The 16179-nt window shown below is 65.8% G+C and carries 14 protein-coding genes; 3 read left to right on the top strand and 11 right to left on the bottom strand.

What is annotated here, in order from left to right; genetic code table 11:
* Positions 1–109 precede the first annotated feature (109 nt).
* Positions 110–1195: an IS5 family transposase gene (locus CWS35_RS15150; RefSeq protein WP_100952361.1), complete on the top strand. Its 1086-nt coding sequence runs from the start codon at positions 110–112 to the stop codon at positions 1193–1195.
* Positions 1196–1317: 122 nt separating this feature from the next.
* Here the strand turns inward: CWS35_RS15150 and CWS35_RS15145 are convergent, their stop codons facing one another.
* On the bottom strand, positions 1318–2268 hold the full coding sequence (locus CWS35_RS15145; protein ID WP_245438977.1) for a LysR substrate-binding domain-containing protein: 951 nt from the start codon (positions 2266–2268) through the stop codon (positions 1318–1320).
* A gap of 171 nt (positions 2269–2439) precedes the next feature.
* Between CWS35_RS15145 and CWS35_RS15140 the strand changes: the two genes are divergently transcribed.
* A complete protein-coding gene (locus CWS35_RS15140) occupies positions 2440–3561 on the top strand; it encodes an aromatic ring-hydroxylating dioxygenase subunit alpha (RefSeq protein ID WP_168226332.1) in 1122 nt (373 codons plus the stop codon).
* A 32-nt stretch (positions 3562–3593) separates the two neighbouring features.
* Positions 3594–4382, top strand: coding sequence for a crotonase/enoyl-CoA hydratase family protein (locus tag CWS35_RS15135; protein ID WP_100952360.1), 789 nt, complete (start codon positions 3594–3596; stop codon positions 4380–4382).
* Positions 4383–4407: 25 nt separating this feature from the next.
* On the opposite strand, the gene hemC is transcribed toward CWS35_RS15135, so the two are convergent.
* From hemC to CWS35_RS15085, 10 genes are all read right to left on the bottom strand, one after another.
* Positions 4408–5379 carry a hydroxymethylbilane synthase gene (gene hemC, locus CWS35_RS15130; RefSeq protein WP_100952359.1) on the bottom strand — a complete coding sequence of 324 codons (972 nt, stop codon included), beginning with the start codon at positions 5377–5379 and terminating at the stop codon, positions 4408–4410.
* Between the two features lie 102 nt (positions 5380–5481).
* Positions 5482–6102 (bottom strand): bifunctional nicotinamidase/pyrazinamidase, encoded by a 621-nt coding sequence (gene pncA, locus CWS35_RS15125; RefSeq protein WP_100952358.1) that lies wholly within the window; start codon positions 6100–6102, stop codon positions 5482–5484.
* Complete coding sequence (locus CWS35_RS15120; RefSeq protein ID WP_100952357.1) at positions 6102–6920, bottom strand: aspartate dehydrogenase; 819 nt, start codon at positions 6918–6920, stop codon at positions 6102–6104. The genes pncA and CWS35_RS15120 overlap by 1 nt, the downstream gene beginning before the upstream one ends.
* A complete protein-coding gene (locus CWS35_RS15115) occupies positions 6920–8338 on the bottom strand; it encodes a M20/M25/M40 family metallo-hydrolase (RefSeq protein ID WP_100952356.1) in 1419 nt (472 codons plus the stop codon). Before CWS35_RS15115 ends, CWS35_RS15120 begins: the two co-directional genes overlap by 1 nt.
* Before the next feature lie 215 nt (positions 8339–8553).
* Positions 8554–8961 carry a cytochrome c gene (locus CWS35_RS15110; protein WP_168226331.1) on the bottom strand — a complete coding sequence of 136 codons (408 nt, stop codon included), beginning with the start codon at positions 8959–8961 and terminating at the stop codon, positions 8554–8556.
* Positions 8961–10553, bottom strand: coding sequence for an NAD(P)/FAD-dependent oxidoreductase (locus CWS35_RS15105; protein ID WP_100952355.1), 1593 nt, complete (start codon positions 10551–10553; stop codon positions 8961–8963). Before CWS35_RS15105 ends, CWS35_RS15110 begins: the two co-directional genes overlap by 1 nt.
* Before the next feature lie 124 nt (positions 10554–10677).
* Positions 10678–11430, bottom strand: a complete 753-nt coding sequence (locus tag CWS35_RS15100) for a hypothetical protein (RefSeq protein ID WP_024580592.1) — start codon at positions 11428–11430, stop codon at positions 10678–10680.
* A gap of 391 nt (positions 11431–11821) precedes the next feature.
* Positions 11822–13042: an ABC transporter substrate-binding protein gene (locus tag CWS35_RS15095; RefSeq protein WP_024580591.1), complete on the bottom strand. Its 1221-nt coding sequence runs from the start codon at positions 13040–13042 to the stop codon at positions 11822–11824.
* Positions 13043–13275: 233 nt separating this feature from the next.
* The gene (locus CWS35_RS15090; RefSeq protein WP_245438975.1) at positions 13276–14706 is read right to left on the bottom strand and encodes an amidase family protein; all 1431 of its coding nucleotides are present in this window, start codon (positions 14704–14706) and stop codon (positions 13276–13278) included.
* A 40-nt stretch (positions 14707–14746) separates the two neighbouring features.
* Entirely contained in the window at positions 14747–16165 is a 1419-nt protein-coding gene (locus CWS35_RS15085; RefSeq protein ID WP_168226330.1) for an amidase family protein, read from the bottom strand.
* Positions 16166–16179 lie beyond the last annotated feature (14 nt).

Below are 16179 nucleotides of genomic sequence, written 5' to 3'. Positions count from 1 at the left end.
ACCGATATCGACTTCGCTCGAAAACGCTCTAGCAGTCTGCTGAAGAACCCCCTCGCCACGGAGGGGGCTTGATGATTCACTTTATCATCTCGAATCGGCGGAGGCGATCATGCGCGGCAGGTTTACGGATCAGGGCAGCCTGTTTTCGTACATCGCGCCGGATAAGCGTGTGCCAGCGAACCATCCGCTGCGGAAGGTCCGGGAACTTGTCCGGGATGTTTTGAGTGATTTGAACCGCAGCTTTGGGAGGCTCTATGCCAGCGAGGGACGTCCTTCGATCCCTCCGGAGCAATTGCTGAGCGCCTTGCTGCTGCAGGTGTTCTACGGCATCCGCTCGGAACGCCAGTTGATGGAGCAACTGGACTACAATCTCTTGTATCGCTGGTTCGTGGGGCTGTCGCCGGACGATCCGGTCTGGGATCCGACCACCTTCACCAAGAACCGGGAGCGGCTGCAGAACGGCGATGTGTTCACGAAGTTCATGACCAGGCTTCTGAACCATTCTCAGGTCAAACCGCTATTGTCGGACGAGCATTTTTCGGTGGACGGAACGCTGATCGAGGCTTGGGCTTCACAGAAGAGCTTTCGTCCCAGGGACGGCAGCGGTGACGATGATGACGGCGCCAACTTCCACGGCCAGAAGCGCAAGAACGACACCCATGCCAGTACCAGCGACCCGGACAGCAGGCTTTATCGCAAGGCAGCCGGACGGGAGGCTAGGCTTTGCTATATGGGCCACGCCACCATGGAGAACCGGCATGGGCTGGCAGTGGCCGGCAGGGTCACGCATGCCAATGGCACCGCCGAACGCCGGGCTTCGGAGACCATGCTGAAGGCGAGACGCAAAGCCGCAGGCCGCCGCATCACGGCGGGTGAGGACAAGGCGTACGATACCGCCGATCATGTCGCCAATCTTCGCGCCATCGGCGTGACGCCGCATGTGACACAGAACCAGGCCGTCACCAAAACCGGCAAGACCCGCAATAGCGCCATCGACGAACGAACCACACGGCATCCGGGCTATGGCATGTCGCAATCACGCCGGGCGATGGTCGAATGCATTTTCGGATGGGGCAAGCAGCATGGCACCATGCGCAAGACCAAACATCGCGGCATCGCTCGCGTCGCCGCCGACTTCCTGCTCAATCTGATCGCCTATAACCTGATCCGCATCCCCAAACTGCTTGCCGCTTAGCCACCCCGCGCCAGGGTGCACCAACGCCAGGCCAAAAAATTACATCCAACTCCACCGAGCCGCCCCAACAACGACCGGCGAGAATACAAAAACTCTCCATTTCAAGGTTTTTCAGCAGACTGCTAGTCGGACTTCGCAAGTTCGGCCAGCAGCCACTTCTTGAATATCTGCAACGCTCGATTGCGTTGCGCGCCGGGCGGATGAACCAGCCAATAGCTGCCGGTCACGTGGCCGACGGGCAAAAGCCGGCGGATCGTGCCATGCCGCTCGCTCTCGCCGATGAACGGTTCGAGCGCGAGCGCGACACCGGCACCGCGCTCAGCAGCCTGCAACGCGGCGACAAAGCTGTCGACCGAGATCGCGCGCGTCGCATGAGGCGCCGGCGCGCCGGCATGCTTGAACCAGAGCGGCCAGGCTGCGGGGAATGTCGTCACGTGAATCAGGGCGGCTTGGCCAAGGTCGGCCGCGGTGCGCAGCTTCAACCGCCGGGCCAGCGCCGGCGCACCGACCGGAACGGTCCTCACCTCCATCAGGCGATGCGCGACGACGCCGTCGGGCTTGTCGGGCCCGAAGCTGATGCCGGCATCGAATGTCTCGGTGTCGAAATCGACATTGCGGTTCGAGGTCTCGATCGCAAGATCGAGCTCGGAATGCCGGGTGAGAAACGAGGACAGGCGCGGGATCAGCCAGGCCGACGCGAACTGCGGCAGCACCTTGAGCCGCAGCCGGCGTTGGCCTGCGGCCTCGAGCGCCGACTCGGCCCTTGCCAGCAGCGCAAAGGCGCGGCCAGTCGCGGCGGCGAGCTTTTCCCCGGCACGGGTCGGGCGAACGGCGCGGTGGCTGCGGTGAAACAGCGCGACACCGAGATGCGCTTCGAGGTTGCGGATGCGGTGACTGACCGCCGAGGCGCCGACGTTCAGCAGGCCCGCGGCCTCCTTGAAACTGCCGAGCCGGACTGCGACGTCGAATGCCTGCAGCGCCAGCAGATGCGCCGGCCGGAGGCTCGCCGCGGCGAGATCGTCGCTCCCCGGCGGGCGTGACGTGCGCCCCGGCCTCGCGTTGTTGCTGCTCATGAGCCGATCCTAACTTCCGGCACGGCCCGATGTCGCCCGGAAAATTGTCACGGATGAATGTCATTCATCCGAAACGAGCTGCTTTCGCTTGTCGCGCGCGGAGCAATGCGAAATTCTGTCTCTCGAACCGGACCGGGCGGCAAGCCCGGCCAACGAAGCGGGAGAACGGCGATGACGGTACAGCTTGCGGACGAAGCCTCCATCGTCGACCGCATCCTTGCGCATATCGACGCGAAATCGACCGATCTCAGCGCCGGCGTCTGGTGCGAACCGGTCGCGCATTATCTGTCGCATGATCGCTTCGCGGCCGAGATCGAGCAGGTGTTCCGCCGCACGCTCACCCCGTTCTGTCCCTCGGCCGCGCTCGCCGAGACCGGCGCCTATGTCGCGCGAGACGCGGCGCTGACGCCTGTTGTCGCGATCCGTGGCGCAGACGGCGTCGCGCGCGCCTTCCGCAATGCCTGCCGGCACCGCGGCGTCCAGCTTGTCGACGGCGCGGGCTGCAAGAAAGCGCTGACCTGCCGCTATCACGGCTGGACCTACGGCCTCGACGGCCGGCTGCGCGGCATTCCCGACGATTACGGTTTTCCCGACCTCGACAAGACCACGCATGGCCTCGTGCCCGTCGCCTGTATCGAGCACGGCGGTCTTGTGTTCGTCTCCCAGGACAATTCGGTCGCAACGTCGGACGCGAGCGAAATGCGCCCCCTGTTCGGCGACGACTGGAGGCTCTATTCGACCGCCACGCAGGAGGTCGAGGCCAACTGGAAGATCGTCGCCGAAGGATTCCTCGAAGGCTACCACATCCGGTCGACCCATCAGGATACGTTCTATCCGTTGCAGTACGACAATCTCAACGTGATCGAATCGTTCGGCCGCAACAGCCGGATCAGCTTCCCCTATCGGCGCATCGAGAAGCTGCGCAACGTGCCGCGGGACGAGCGCCGGACGGCCGGCATGCTGACCCATGTCTATCACCTGTTTCCGAACGTGATGCTGTCGACCTTCCCGACCAACCGGTTGATGACGGTGCTCGAGCCGCTGGCGGTGGACCGCACCCGGCTCGTCACCTACACGCTGTCGAACCAGATCGCGGCGGACGATGGCCGCACCGCGGTCGCCCAGGGACGCGACTTCGTCACCGCAGGCGCGGCCGAGGATCGCGAGATGGCCTGCGCCGCGCAGCGCGGGCTCGCAACGCGGGCGAACGATCACTTCACCTTCGGCCTGTTCGAAGGTGCGATCAGGCACTTTCACCAGAACCTGGCCGCGATCATCGAGCGCGTGCGCTGATCCACACCAACATTGCGCAGCAAGGACCGAGCATGCTGGACCATCCGACCGTCAAATACCGAACCGAACAGGCTATCGCGATCGTGACCATCGATCGCTATGACGAGGCACGCAACGCGGTGAACCCGGAGACCGCGCAGGGCCTGGCCCAGGCGTTTCGCAGTTTCGATCGCGATCCGTCGCTCTCGGTCGCGATCCTGACCGGCGCGGGCGGCGCATTCTGCGCCGGCTTCGACCTCAAGCGCACCGCGGCCGGCCATCGCGGCCACCGTGTCGAGAACGGCGACGGCCCGATGGGCCCGACCCGGATGAAGCTGTCGAAGCCGGTGATCGCCGCGATCGAGGGGCCGGCGGTGGCGGGCGGGCTCGAGCTTGCGATCTGGTGCGATCTCCGCATCGCAGCATCCGACGCCACCTTCGGCGTCTATTGCCGGCGCTTCGGCGTGCCGCTGATGGATCTCGGCACCGTGCGCCTGCCGCGCCTGATCGGGCACAGCCGCGCGATGGACATGATCCTCACCGGACGCGGCGTCTGCGGCGAGGAGGCCGGACGGATCGGGCTCGCCAACCGCGTGGTCGCCCCAGGCACGGCGCTCGCCGAGGCGCGCAGCCTCGCCCATGATCTGTGCCGCCTGCCGCAGGCGGCGCTGCGCAGCGACCGCCTCTCCGCCATCGAGCAATGGGAGCTCGGCTGGGACCAGGCCACGCTGAACGAGTTTCGCCTCGGGCTTGCGACGGTCGCGAGCGGCGAGACCGAGGCCGGCGCCCGCCGCTTCGCCAGCGGCAAGGGCCGGCACGGCGATTTCGCCGACATCGCGTGAGAACCGCACGCACCGGCGGCGGGCGCTATTCCTCTGGACGGGTACGGGCGATGATCTCCGCGGCGCCCTTCGCGAGCAGTTCCATGCCGACCGCGCGGCCGAGTTCGCGCGGGCGATCGGCCGGACCGCGCCGGGTCACCTCGATGAAGCCGGCACCTAGCTCATCGAGCACCGAAGCACGCAGCGTCATCTCGCTGCCTGCAAGCGTCGCGAGGCCGGCGATCGGCGAATTGCAGTGGCCGTTGAGCACCCACAGCACCTCGCGCTCGGCTTCAGCGGCAAGCCGCGACGCAGCGTTGTCGATCGCGGCAAGCCGCGCCCGCGTCGTCCAGTCGGTCTCGACGCATTCGACCGCGACGATGCCCTGACCGACCGCGGGCAGCATCTCGTCGACGGAGAAGTCATGCGCGATGCGTCCGGTCATGCCGATGCGCTCGAGACCGGAACGCGCCATGACCAGCGCATCCGCCGGGCCGACCTCGCCGCCATCGGGCAGCCGCTGCTTGGCACCGCGATCGAGCTTGGCGAGCCGCGTATCGGCGGCGCCGCGATAATGGATCACGGTCGCTTCCGGAAACAGCCGGCGCAGATAGGCGGCGCGGCGCACCGCATTGGTGCCGATCATGAAGCCCTTGCCGCGCGCGGCGCGGATCGTGTCCAGCGACAGGCCGGGCCGCAGCACGAGGCTGTCGCTGGCGGCATCGCGCGCCAGCATCGCCGCGAGGACGAGGCCTGGCGTCTCCTCATTGCCCGGCACGTCCTTCAGCGAATGCATCGCGGCCTGCAACGTGCCGGCACGCATCGCCTCGCGGATCTCGGCGACGAAGGCGCCGCCCTTGCCGCCGTGGCGCAGCAGCTTGCTGGTCTGGTCCTGATCGCCGCGGGTCTCGAACTTGACGATGTCGACGGCAAGGTCGGCCGCCGAGGTGCGCAGCAGCCGCGCGACCTCGTCCGTCTGCGCGAGCGCCATCGCGCTCTTGCGCGTCCCGATCCGCAAAACCTGTCCCGACACGAAAGCCCCGCTGCGTGGTCATCAACGGCTGGGGATTAGAACAAAAGGCCAGTCAAAACAATGGTTTTTGCCCCCGTCTGGTCCTGCTCAGGCAATCTCCTCGACAAGCGCGACCCCGGCCTCGCGCATCGCCGCAATGGCGGCCGCGAGCGAACCACCGAGATCGATGGCACGGCAGGCGGACAGCACGACCGCGGTCTCGAAGCCGAGCCGCCGCGCATCGAGCGCCGAATACTGCACGCAAAAGTCCGTCGCCAGCCCCGCCATCACGACGCGCTTCAGGCCGCGCTCGCGCAGATAGCCGGCGAGCCCGGTCGGCGTCGTCCTGTCGTTCTCGAAGAACGCCGAATAGGAATCGATCGCGGCCCGGAATCCCTTGCGGATCACGAGCTCGGCGCGGTCGGTCGCAAGCTCCGGATGAAACGCAGCACCCACCGTGCCCTGGATGCAATGATCCGGCCAGAGCGTCTGCGGCCCATAAGGCATCGCGATCGAGGCGAACGGCGCCGCGCCCGGATGCGAGCTCGCGAACGAACTGTGACCCGCCGGATGCCAGTCCTGGGTCAGCACGACATGGTCGAACCGGATGGCAAGCCGGTTGACGACAGGCACGACGGCATCGCCGTCCGCGACCGCCAGCGCGCCGCCGGGGCAGAAATCATTCTGCACGTCAATGATCAGCAAGAGATCGTCGGGCCCGACCGTCATCACGTCCCGATCCGCAGCGATGCGCGCAGCTTGCGCAGGCAGGCGATCACCGACAGCGCGGTGATGCGGCCGGTCTTCGGGTTCTCCGAGGGAATGTTCTCGATCATCATCGAGAACCGCGCCGAATCGGAATCGACCTCGATCCGATGGGTGTTGCGCGTCACCGTCGGGTCGGCCCAGATCTCGACCCTGGTGCGATCGGGGCCGATGCCGGCGAGCGACAGCGCCACCGCGACGTTGAGATTGGCCGGAAAGCCCTTGGCGGCGTCGCGTGCGCTGCCCTCGAAGATGCGGAGCGGCTCGGTGATGCCTTCGATCCGGATGTCGTTCTCGACCAGATGCGGCGCGCCGAGCAGGCCCGCGACCGGCTTCCGCGTCACCAGCTTCACCGAGTGAATGGTCCCGATCGCCGCGGCAGTCACCGCGTCGAGCCCGATCAGCGCGCCGGTCGGCACGATGATCTGGCCGCCATGCGCCTTGGCGAGATCGACGAGGTCGCCATTTTGCAGCAGTGCGCCAACGCTGAGCACGACCGCGGTCTTGCCGCGCTCCACCACCGGCGCCACGATCGAGCGAACCACCTTGCTCGGCGCGCACTCGACCACGATGTCCGCGATGTCAGCCAGCTCAACGATCGGCACCAGCTTCGGCGCGGATTTGAGCTCCGCGACCCAGCCACGGTGCTTGTCCGGGGTGTTGGCCGAGACCGCAACCAGCGTCAGGCCTTCGATGCCGTGATCGAGCGCCTTGACGACATCGGTGCCGATCGCGCCGAGACCGGCGACCGCCACCCGCAAATTTGCCTTACCTTCAGCCATCATTTCCCACCGGCGAGCATCTTGACCAGGCGATAGAGATAATCCTGGCCCTCGTAGAACGATTTGACGAGCACGCGTTCATCCTTGCCATGATTCCGGTTGTCATCGACATCGGCACCGAGCCCGGAATGGCCGTAGGTCGGAATTCCGGCATTGCGCAGGAACAGCCCGTCGGTGGCACCGGTGCTCATGACCGGCACCACCGCCGCATCCGGCCAGAATTCCTTCGACAGCTTCTCGATCGATCCCATGATCTCCTCGTTCAGCGGCGACGGCGGGCTTAGCGTGGCCTTGCCGCCCTTCACCTCGATCCGCTTGTCGGCGAGCACGCGCTCGATCTGGGCCTGAACGCCCTCGACCGGCTCGCCGGGCAGAATCCGGCAATTGACCCCCGCGGTCGCCAGCTGCGGCAGCGCATTGATAGCGTGGCCGCCATGCAGCATGGTCGCGACGCAGGTGGTGCGGAGCTGCGCGTTGTAGCCGGGAATCTCGGACAGCCGCGCCAGCGCAGCCGGATCCGGCTGCGGCGCCAGGATGGCGCGGATGTCGTCGGCATTCTGCTTGCTCTCGGTCTCGGCCGTCTTCGCGAAATAGATCTGCGTCGTTTCGTTGAGATTCATCGGGAAGTCGTATTTGGACAGGCGAACCAGGCCTTCGGCGAGGCGATAGATCGCGTTGTCCTTGCGCGGCAGCGACGAGTGGCCGCCGCGGTCCGTGACCGTCAGTTGATAGGCGGTCGAGATCTTCTCGCTGGTCTGGACGCTGTTGCGGATGGCCTTGCCGTTCTTCAGGCCGACGCCACCGCCTTCGTTGAGCGCGAACTCGGCATCGATCAGGTCGCGGTGGTTCTTGATCAGCCACTGGATGCCGAGGCCATTGGTGTCGCCGATCTCCTCATCGGTCTCCAGCGCGACGATGATGTCGCGGTCGGGCTTGTAGCCCTCCTTCTTGTAGCGGATCAGATTGGTGACGAACGAGGCGGCCATGTATTTGTCGTCGCTCGAGCCGCGGCCGTAGAAATAGCCGTCCTGCTCGGTGAGCTTGAACGGATCGACCGTCCAGTCCTCGCGGTTGGCGGGCACGACGTCGATATGGGCCACCAGCAGGATCGGCTTGCGCGCGCCGGAGCCGTGCAGCCGCGCCACCAGATTGCCCTTGCGCGGCGCCGGCGAGAACACCTGCACGTCGGCCTCGGGAAACCCCGCCGCGCGGAGCCGCGCGCCCATCGCCTCCGCTGCCTTCTGGGTATCGCCGGTCGCGGTGGTGGTGTTGATCTCGACCAGCTCCTGGTAGATGCTACGGGCAAATTGCTGCTGCTCGGTCAGTCCTTCCGCGCTGGCGCCGGACGCGAGCAGCACCGGGGCGATCGCAGCAGACAACAGCAGCGATCGAACCATGTTTTGAGCCTTGTGCGACATCGTACTCTCCCGGAATTCCACCACCTGATTGGCGACGAATTCAGACAGGCGCCACGCGCTTTGGCAAGACGGCGAGCCCTTCAATTTGCGCGCGCATGCTCCGCAGTTTCGCGCACTATTTGGAGTCCTTATTCGCTCTCCTTGGCCGCAATCACCTCGATCTCGACCAGGAAGCCGGTAACGGTCGCGATCGCAGCTAAGGCGGCGCCCAGTGCTCAGCGCCGCGCATCCTGGACATCCTTGGTCGTCACCGCGTCCTGATAGCTGTTGCCGAAATGCGTCCGCAGATAATTCACAACGGCAGCGACCTGACCATCGGTCATCATGTCGCCGAATGGCGGCATGCCGCGGCGGCCGTTGATGACGAGGTAGATCGGATAGCTGCCGGATTCGAGATTCTTGTTGCCGGCCAACGAGGGATAGGTGCCGGCGCCGGTCGCGCCCGTCGCATCCGGCATGTGGCAACCCTGGCAGACATTGCCGAACAGCTCCTCGCCGGTCATCTCCACGAAGCGGAAGCCCGACGAGAAGGTGCGCTTGCCCGCCCCGCTATCCTGCCCTAGGGCCGTGGTTGCCGACAGCAACGCCAGCGCAGTGATCACAGATGTTCCTGTCCGCAGCATCACGTCTTCACCACGCGTTCGTGCAATCGGGAGATGGTGTCGAGCGCGGACAGGATTGCGCCCTCCTGCCAGGCGGGCAGTTGCGAGGCGTGCTCGCCCGCCAGCGCGATGCGGCCGTCGATCTGGCAGAGATTGCGGTAATGCTGCGCCCGCCCCGCTTCGGTCCATTCACCGGCGCAGCCGAGCGTGAACGGCACGCGATGCCAGGCCACCGCGACGCCGTTCTCGAATTCGCTTTTGTATTGCGGATGGATCGCGGAGCCGAACTCGACCGCGCTGGCGACCCGCTCGGCCGGCGTCATCGCGGTGAACTCGAACGAATTGGCGCCCTCATACATGTAGGCCCCGAGCAGGACGCCGCGGCCGCCGCGGTTGAAGCCATAGTTCGGATAACCGATATTCCGGATCGGCAGGTCGGTGTAGCTGATGCCGCCATAGATCGCCTCATCCTCCTCCCAGAACCGTCGCTTGAACTGCAACCCGACTTTCACCGAGGCGGCGTAGGGCAAGGAATCGATCGCATTCTTCATCGGCCCGCCGACGTCGACCGGCAACTGGCTCAGGATCGGCAGCGGAATGGTGCAGATGCACCAGTCGGCGGTCGCCTGCTGCACCGTCGACGGGCTGGCCGTATCGACGTAGCTCACGGTGACGCCGGAGCCGTTCTGCTGGATCTGCGTCACCCTGGCGTTGGTGCGGATGAGGTCACCGACCTCGCGCGCGAACGCCTTGCCGATCATGTCCATGCCGCCGACCGGCTGGAACATGGTCATCTGGAAATCGTAGCGTGCAAACGATTGCAGATAGCGCCACATCCGTGATCGCAGCAACTCCTGGAGCGAGATCGGATCGCTGGGCAGCGGATCGGGCATCAAGCCGCCGCCGGGATCGCGGGCATAGCCACGGAACTCGGCGGAGCCGAGGTTGGCGTTGTATTTGTAATCGCGATCCAGCGCGCCCCACTCGCGCAACGCCTGGAGCAGGATCTCCTGATCTTCCTTGGTAACGATCTCGTCGAGCCGACCTTGCTGCGTGACCTTGGCGAGCAGTTCGGACACCTCACCCTGGAAATCCGCCTTGATGCTGCGGAAGCGCTGCGGCTTGCCGCCGAAGGCACGCGTCGCGTGCAGATAGGCGTTGTGGTTGAGCTGGATGAAGGGTTCCAGCGTCACGTTGAGCCGGCGGCAGTAATCGAGCAGCGCGCGATGATGATGGGGAATCCGCCACGGGCCGGGATTGAGGTAGAGCCCCTGCTCGAACTGGCAGGTTTGCTTGAAGCCGCCCAGTTCGGTAAAGCTGTCGCCGCCGCGGATCGACCAGTTGCGGCCGCCAGCGCGGCTGTTGAATTCGAGGATCTGGACCTTGTAGCCGGCCTTGCGCAGTTCGAGCGCCGCCGTCATGCCCGCAAGCCCGGCGCCGAGGATCAGCACCGAGGCGCCCTTCACGTCGCCGGTGAGCTTGAGCGGACCCTTGTAGGCAGACTCGGACGCGAAGCCGAGGCTCGTCATCGCCTGATACATCGCCGAACTGCCGGCGATGGTCCCGATCAGCGCCAGCAAATCCCGCCGCCTGATCACAGATTCGTTCTGCACCCGCGTTCACCCAGCCACTGACGTCGATGACGAAGGGAAACGGTTGACGCGATCCGTGTCAAGAAAGCGCATACGCTTCCACATGCAGCCACACGCGCTTTTGATGCGTGACGCGTCCTGCGCATCACACCACGCGCTCGCGATGCACACGCCGGCAATCCATTTCAAAGTCGAGCCCGACCACCGGCGGCCGGTCGAAATGCCAGGTCAAGCCGTTGCGAAGCACGCCACGGCGGCCGAACTCGCCTTCGAGCACCGGATAGGCGTCGTGCACCGTGTAGAGTTGCACCGCGGTGGTGTCCTGCCAGGAGCCGCCGAACGCGCTCATCCGCCGCTCCATCTCGCCAAGTACGAACTTCGCCTTGGCCAGAATGCCGGCCGGACTGGTGTCGCCGAGGGCCACGGTGTGATCGCGATAATTGGCCTTGCCCTCCACCGACTCGCCACTGCCGGCCACCACGAAGCTCGTCGGAGCGTCCTTCGCAGCCGGCACCGTGTAACAGAACGCATGGAACGAGGGCTCGCCCGGCGGATCGAGCTTCGGACAGACATTGCTGCGCGCCACCGGATTGACGCCGTCGCGCATCACACCCCAGGCGACCAATGTCTTGATGTAGATCTCGTTGAAAGCCCTGAACCCGGCCTCGGTGAACGGCGCCGGCGAGCGCAATTCGCAAGCCCCGAATGCCGTCAGCGGGCGGCCAGCGGCCGTGATGATCTCGGCAATCCGCTCGAACCCGGCGCTCAGCGGCACCGGCGCGGAGAACCTGACCCGTTCGATGGCAAAGCCGGACAAGGCGCCGATGCCGCAGGAATACTGGCTGACGCCGGGCATGAAGCGATAGCCGCCGTCGGGAGTGTCGATGGTGCTGGTCATGGTGCCTCTGTTGGACGCGGTCGTGGCGGGGGTGTCATGCGATGCGGGACAAATACGAACCGCTCGATTTCATCACAGCTGTCGTCCTGGCGGAAGCCAGGACCCATAACCACCGTGCCTGATTGTGAACGGGACCGTGGCTCCAGCATCGCGCAATAATGCACCTCGCCAAATCAATGATAGCGAGCTTCACTTCGGATAGCGCGAAATATTCTGCGGCGGGGGCTTGCGCCGTCGGGCAACTCAGATGTAGCGGGCTGCGCCTCTTTCCACCCGTCGTTCCGGGGCGTGCGAAGCACGAGCCCGGAATCCATTTCACCACGGGTGATGCGGCCCGATGGATTCCGGGCTCTCGCTTCGCGAGCCCCGGAATGACGAACGGACGATCGCCTTAGTGCCCCTTCGCAACATAGGGGCAACCGCCTTCGGCGAGCGGACGGAAGGCCTGGTCGCCCGGCACCGTCGCGAGGTACTCATAGAGGTCCCACTTGCTCTTCGACTCTTCCGGCTTCTTGATCCGCATCAGATACATGTCATGCACCATGCGGCCGTCCTCGCGCACGACGCCGTTCTGGGCGAAGAAATCATTCACCGGGGTCTTGCGCATCTGCGCGATCACGGTCTCGGAATCGACTGAGTTCGCGGCGGCGACCGCCTTGAAATAGTGCCGCAGCGCCGAGTTGACGCCGGCCTGGTAGGCCGTCGGCATCGCGCCGTGGCGCTTGAAGAACTCCTGGGCGAAGACGCGGGTCTCGGGCGTGCGGTCCCAATAGAAGGAATCGGTGAACAGCAGATCGTGCGCATGCGCGAGGCCCAGCGCAGGGACGTCGGTCAGCGTCACTTGCAGCGCGACGAGTTGCATGCTGGCGCGGATGTTGAACTCGTCGGCCTGCGACACCGCATTGCGGAAGTCGGAGCCGGCATTGGCGAGCGCCAGGATCTTGGCGCCGGAGGACTGCGCCTGCAACAGGAAGGACGAGAAGTCGGCGGTGTCGAACGGATGGCGCACCGCGCCCAGCACCTTGCCGCCGGCCGATGTCACGGCCTTGCTGGCATCGCGCTCCAGCGCCTGGCCGAAGGCATAATCGGCCGTGAGGAAGAACCAGGGCGTGCCGCCACGGGCGACCACGGCCTTCGCCGTCGCGTTCGAGGAGGCGTAGGTGTCATAGGTCCATTGCACGCTGGTCGGCGAACATTGCTTACCGGTGAGATCGGATGAACCGGAGCCCGAGATCAGGAACAGCTTCTTGCGCTCGCGCGTCACGGTCTGGATCGCGAGCGCCACCGCCGAATTGACGCCTTCGGCGATCACGTCGACACCCTTGTTGTCGATCCAGTTGCGCACGATGCCGGTGGCGACATCGGGTTTGTTCTGGTGATCGGCCGAGATGATCTCGATCTTGCGTCCGGCGACCATGCCGCCGATCTCCTCCGCCGCCATCTGCGCCGCGATCACCGATCCCGGGCCGTTGCCGTCGGAATACTGCCCGCTCATGTCGGTGATGATGCCGACCCGCAGCACACCATCCTCCGCCCGGGCAGCGCCTGACGCAAGGGAGAGACACGCGGCGGCAATGGCGACCAGGAGATGCGAGCGTTTGGTGATGGACATTTCGTTCCCAGGGGTTCGGATGGTTCGGGCGATCTCCTGCAGGAATCAGCGATCACCGACAACCCCGCCACCGGGCATGGCGCTCTGCGATTCCTTTCGAGAATTCCGGGAGGAGGAACGCGACCGGTACAGCGGCTTGCGCGCCACGCCGATCACGCGAACGCCGCGGCGAGATTTCGCCGCGGCGCCCTGGATGATACCAATGGACCATCTGAGATGGCGTCGAGATCGCCTCAGCGCCGTTCCCACAATTGCCTGGTCAGAATACCGGCCTTGCGCTCGATCGCCTCGGCAGCGTCGAGGCACATGTCCTCGCGATAGCGCGAGCCGACGATCTGGACACCGACCGGCAAGCCCTCATGCAGGCCGACCGGCACCACGGCGGCCGGCAGCCCCAACACGTTCATCGACGAAATGAAGCGCAGGTCGTTCCAGAACAGCTCCTTGACGCGCTGATCGCCACCGAGATCGGCGTTCACCTCCGGTGTCTTGCGCACCGTGGTCGGCATCAGCACCAGCGGGTACTGTTCGAGGAAGGTCATCCAGTTCCTGATATGGCCCGACCGCGCGGCGATCGCCTTCATGTAGCCGGCCTGGTCCAACTGATTTGCCAGCGCGATGAAGCCGTGGAACGACTTCTGGAAGTCGGCGCTGCTCACCGCCAGCATCTGGTCCTGCTGCAACACGCGGGTCTCGGTCATGATCAGGTCGCACCAGAGCTGCCAGACCTTGTTCAGATCAGGAACCTCGACCTCGCTGACGGCATAGCCGGCATCGGCGAGATGATCGGCCGCCTTGCGCTGAAGCGCGATCACGCCGCGATCGGTCACCATGTCTTCGGGAATCTTCGCGAGCGCGACCTTGACCGGCGCGGTCGGCTTCGGACCCAGCAACGGCGCCGGCACGTACCAGGGATCGCGCGGATCGCGCTGCGCCATCACCTCGAGCCCGAGACGGACGTCGGCGACATGACGCGCCAGCGGTCCCTGCGATGACATGAACTGCGCCATCAGCGGCCGTTCCGCCGTGGCGCTGGGATTGAACGCGGGGATGCGGCCCTGGGTCGGCTTGATGGTGGCGATGCCGTTGCAATGCGCCGGCCAGCGCAGCGAGCCGCCGATGTCATTGCCATGCGCGATGGTGCCGATGCCGGCCGCGATCGACGCGCCGGCGCCGCCCGAGGAGCCCCCGCAGGTCACCTCCGCATTCCAGGGATTGCGCGTCAGGCCGTGCAGCGGATTGTCGGTGAAGCCGCGCAGCGAGAATTCCGGCGTGTTGGTCAGGCCGATGATGACCGCGCCGGCCTTCTTGAGATTGGCCGTCACCGGCGAGTCGCCCGGCGCGATGTTGTCCTTGAAGGCGACCACGCCGTTCGAATTGGCCTGCCCTTCGACGTCGATATTGATCTTGATCGTCACCGGCACGCCGTGCAGCGGGCCGACCTCGCCACCACCGCGCTTGCTCGCGGCCAACGTCTCGTCCGCGGCCTTGGCGGCCTGCATTGCCGACGCGCCGAGGTCGACGACCACGGCGTTGAGCGCCGGGTTGGCGGCGTGCATGCGGTCGAGATGGGCGCGAACCACCTCCTCCGACGTCACCTTGTTGTTCCTGATCGCCGCCGCGGTCTCGACGGCGGACCATTGCCAGATCGGTGCATTCGTCACGTGGTGTTCTCCCGTTGGGTTCAGAGCTTTGTTGTTGATTCTAGTCGCGCGGATCGATCGGCGTCAGCGTCGCGGCACGCGCCTCGATCACCGCGGCCACCGCGAGACAGATGTCCTCCCGGAAACGGCCGGCGATCACCTGCACGCCAACCGGAACGCCGCCGGCGGTCCCGGTCGGCACCACGACCGACGGAAAGCCGAGCGCGGGCACCGCGAGCAGCGGCCGCTGGGCGTCGAGCAGCGCCCGCACCACGGCAGCGTCTTCCTGATCCTGATCGAAGCGGAACGGCAGTTGCGCCGAGACCGGCAGGATGATGACGGGGCAGCGCTCCTGAAGCAGCTGCCAGGCCCGCACGATCGAAAGCCGCTGCTCGAAACAGGCCAGCACCTGATCGCCGTCGAGCTCGGGCGCGTAGGCGATGTGACAGTCCAGATTGTAGCGGGACTTCGCGTCGCCGAATTTTCGGATCATCGGCGCCAGCACGCGCCGCTCCTCATTGATGACGAGGCGATGCCAGAGATCGGCGGCCTCCGCGAGCCGCGGCGGCAAGGTCTCCTCTACCGCGAATCCTGCCTCCGCGAGCCAGCGTCCGGCGGCGTGAACCGCAGCGCTCACCTCCGGCGCTTCGTCGCCGAACGGCGCCGGCGCGATCGCAACCCCGATCGGCCGCTTGAGCTGTGCACCTTGCAGCGGCACCGGCAGCCAGGTGCCGTCGCGCGCGTCCGGCTGCGCCATCGCGGCGAGCGCGACGCCGAGATCGGCAACCGAGCGGGCGAGCGGCCCCTGCACCGACATCATCTGCGCGGTGATCGGCCGATCGCTGGTCGCAGACGGATTGAACGACGGGACCCGACCCGGGGTCGGCCGCAGGCCGGCGACGCCGCAGGCGTAAGCGGGATAGCGGATCGAGCCGCCGAAATCATTGCCATGCGCGATCGCGCCCATGCCGGAAGCGACCGCCGAAGCGGCACCACCGCTGGAGCCACCCGGTGTCAGCCGGCGGCTCCAGGGATTGTAGGTCGCGCCATGCAGATCGTTGTTGGTGAACCAGCGGTGCGAGAACGCCGGCGTGTTGGTGCGGCCGACGATGACGGCGCCGGCCTTGCGGACATTCGCGACCACGGGGCTGTCTTCGGTGGCAATGACGTCGCGGAATGCGACGACGCCGTTGGTGGTGGCGTGACCGCGCTGATCGACATTGACCTTGATGGTGACGGGCACGCCATGCAGCGTGCCGAGCTCGGCGCCCGATTTCACCTTTGCATCCGCGGCATCCGCCGCGGCCAGCGCTTCGTCGGCCAGCACCTCGACCACGGCGTTCAAGGCCGGATTGACCGCAGCAATGCGGTCGAGGCTCGATTGCACGGCCTCACGGCTCGAAATCGCACGCGTCGCGATCGCGCGCGCCAGGTCGACCGCCGACCAGCTCCACAATTCGTTGTCGCGCCGCGTGACCATGGTTGTTTCCTCCA

Source organism: Bradyrhizobium sp. SK17, from assembly GCF_002831585.1.
GTDB lineage: Bacteria > Pseudomonadota > Alphaproteobacteria > Rhizobiales > Xanthobacteraceae > Bradyrhizobium.
The sequence above is the reverse complement of the archived record's forward strand: the minus strand, read 5'-3'. Positions and strand labels throughout refer to the sequence as shown.

What these genes read in the sequence shown, in the direction of transcription:
- CWS35_RS15150 (WP_100952361.1), top strand. Translation starts at nt 110, where the DNA reads ATGCGCGGCAGGTTTACGGATCAGGGCAGCCTGTTTTCGTACATCGCG.
- CWS35_RS15145 (WP_245438977.1), bottom strand. Translation starts at nt 2,268, where the DNA reads ATGAGCAGCAACAACGCGAGGCCGGGGCGCACGTCACGCCCGCCGGGG.
- CWS35_RS15140 (WP_168226332.1), top strand. Translation starts at nt 2,440, where the DNA reads ATGACGGTACAGCTTGCGGACGAAGCCTCCATCGTCGACCGCATCCTT.
- CWS35_RS15135 (WP_100952360.1), top strand. Translation starts at nt 3,594, where the DNA reads ATGCTGGACCATCCGACCGTCAAATACCGAACCGAACAGGCTATCGCG.
- pncA (WP_100952358.1), bottom strand. Translation starts at nt 6,102, where the DNA reads ATGACGGTCGGGCCCGACGATCTCTTGCTGATCATTGACGTGCAGAAT.
- CWS35_RS15120 (WP_100952357.1), bottom strand. Translation starts at nt 6,920, where the DNA reads ATGGCTGAAGGTAAGGCAAATTTGCGGGTGGCGGTCGCCGGTCTCGGC.
- CWS35_RS15115 (WP_100952356.1), bottom strand. Translation starts at nt 8,338, where the DNA reads ATGTCGCACAAGGCTCAAAACATGGTTCGATCGCTGCTGTTGTCTGCT.
- CWS35_RS15110 (WP_168226331.1), bottom strand. Translation starts at nt 8,961, where the DNA reads ATGCTGCGGACAGGAACATCTGTGATCACTGCGCTGGCGTTGCTGTCG.
- CWS35_RS15100 (WP_024580592.1), bottom strand. Translation starts at nt 11,430, where the DNA reads ATGACCAGCACCATCGACACTCCCGACGGCGGCTATCGCTTCATGCCC.
- CWS35_RS15095 (WP_024580591.1), bottom strand. Translation starts at nt 13,042, where the DNA reads ATGTCCATCACCAAACGCTCGCATCTCCTGGTCGCCATTGCCGCCGCG.
- CWS35_RS15085 (WP_168226330.1), bottom strand. Translation starts at nt 16,165, where the DNA reads ATGGTCACGCGGCGCGACAACGAATTGTGGAGCTGGTCGGCGGTCGAC.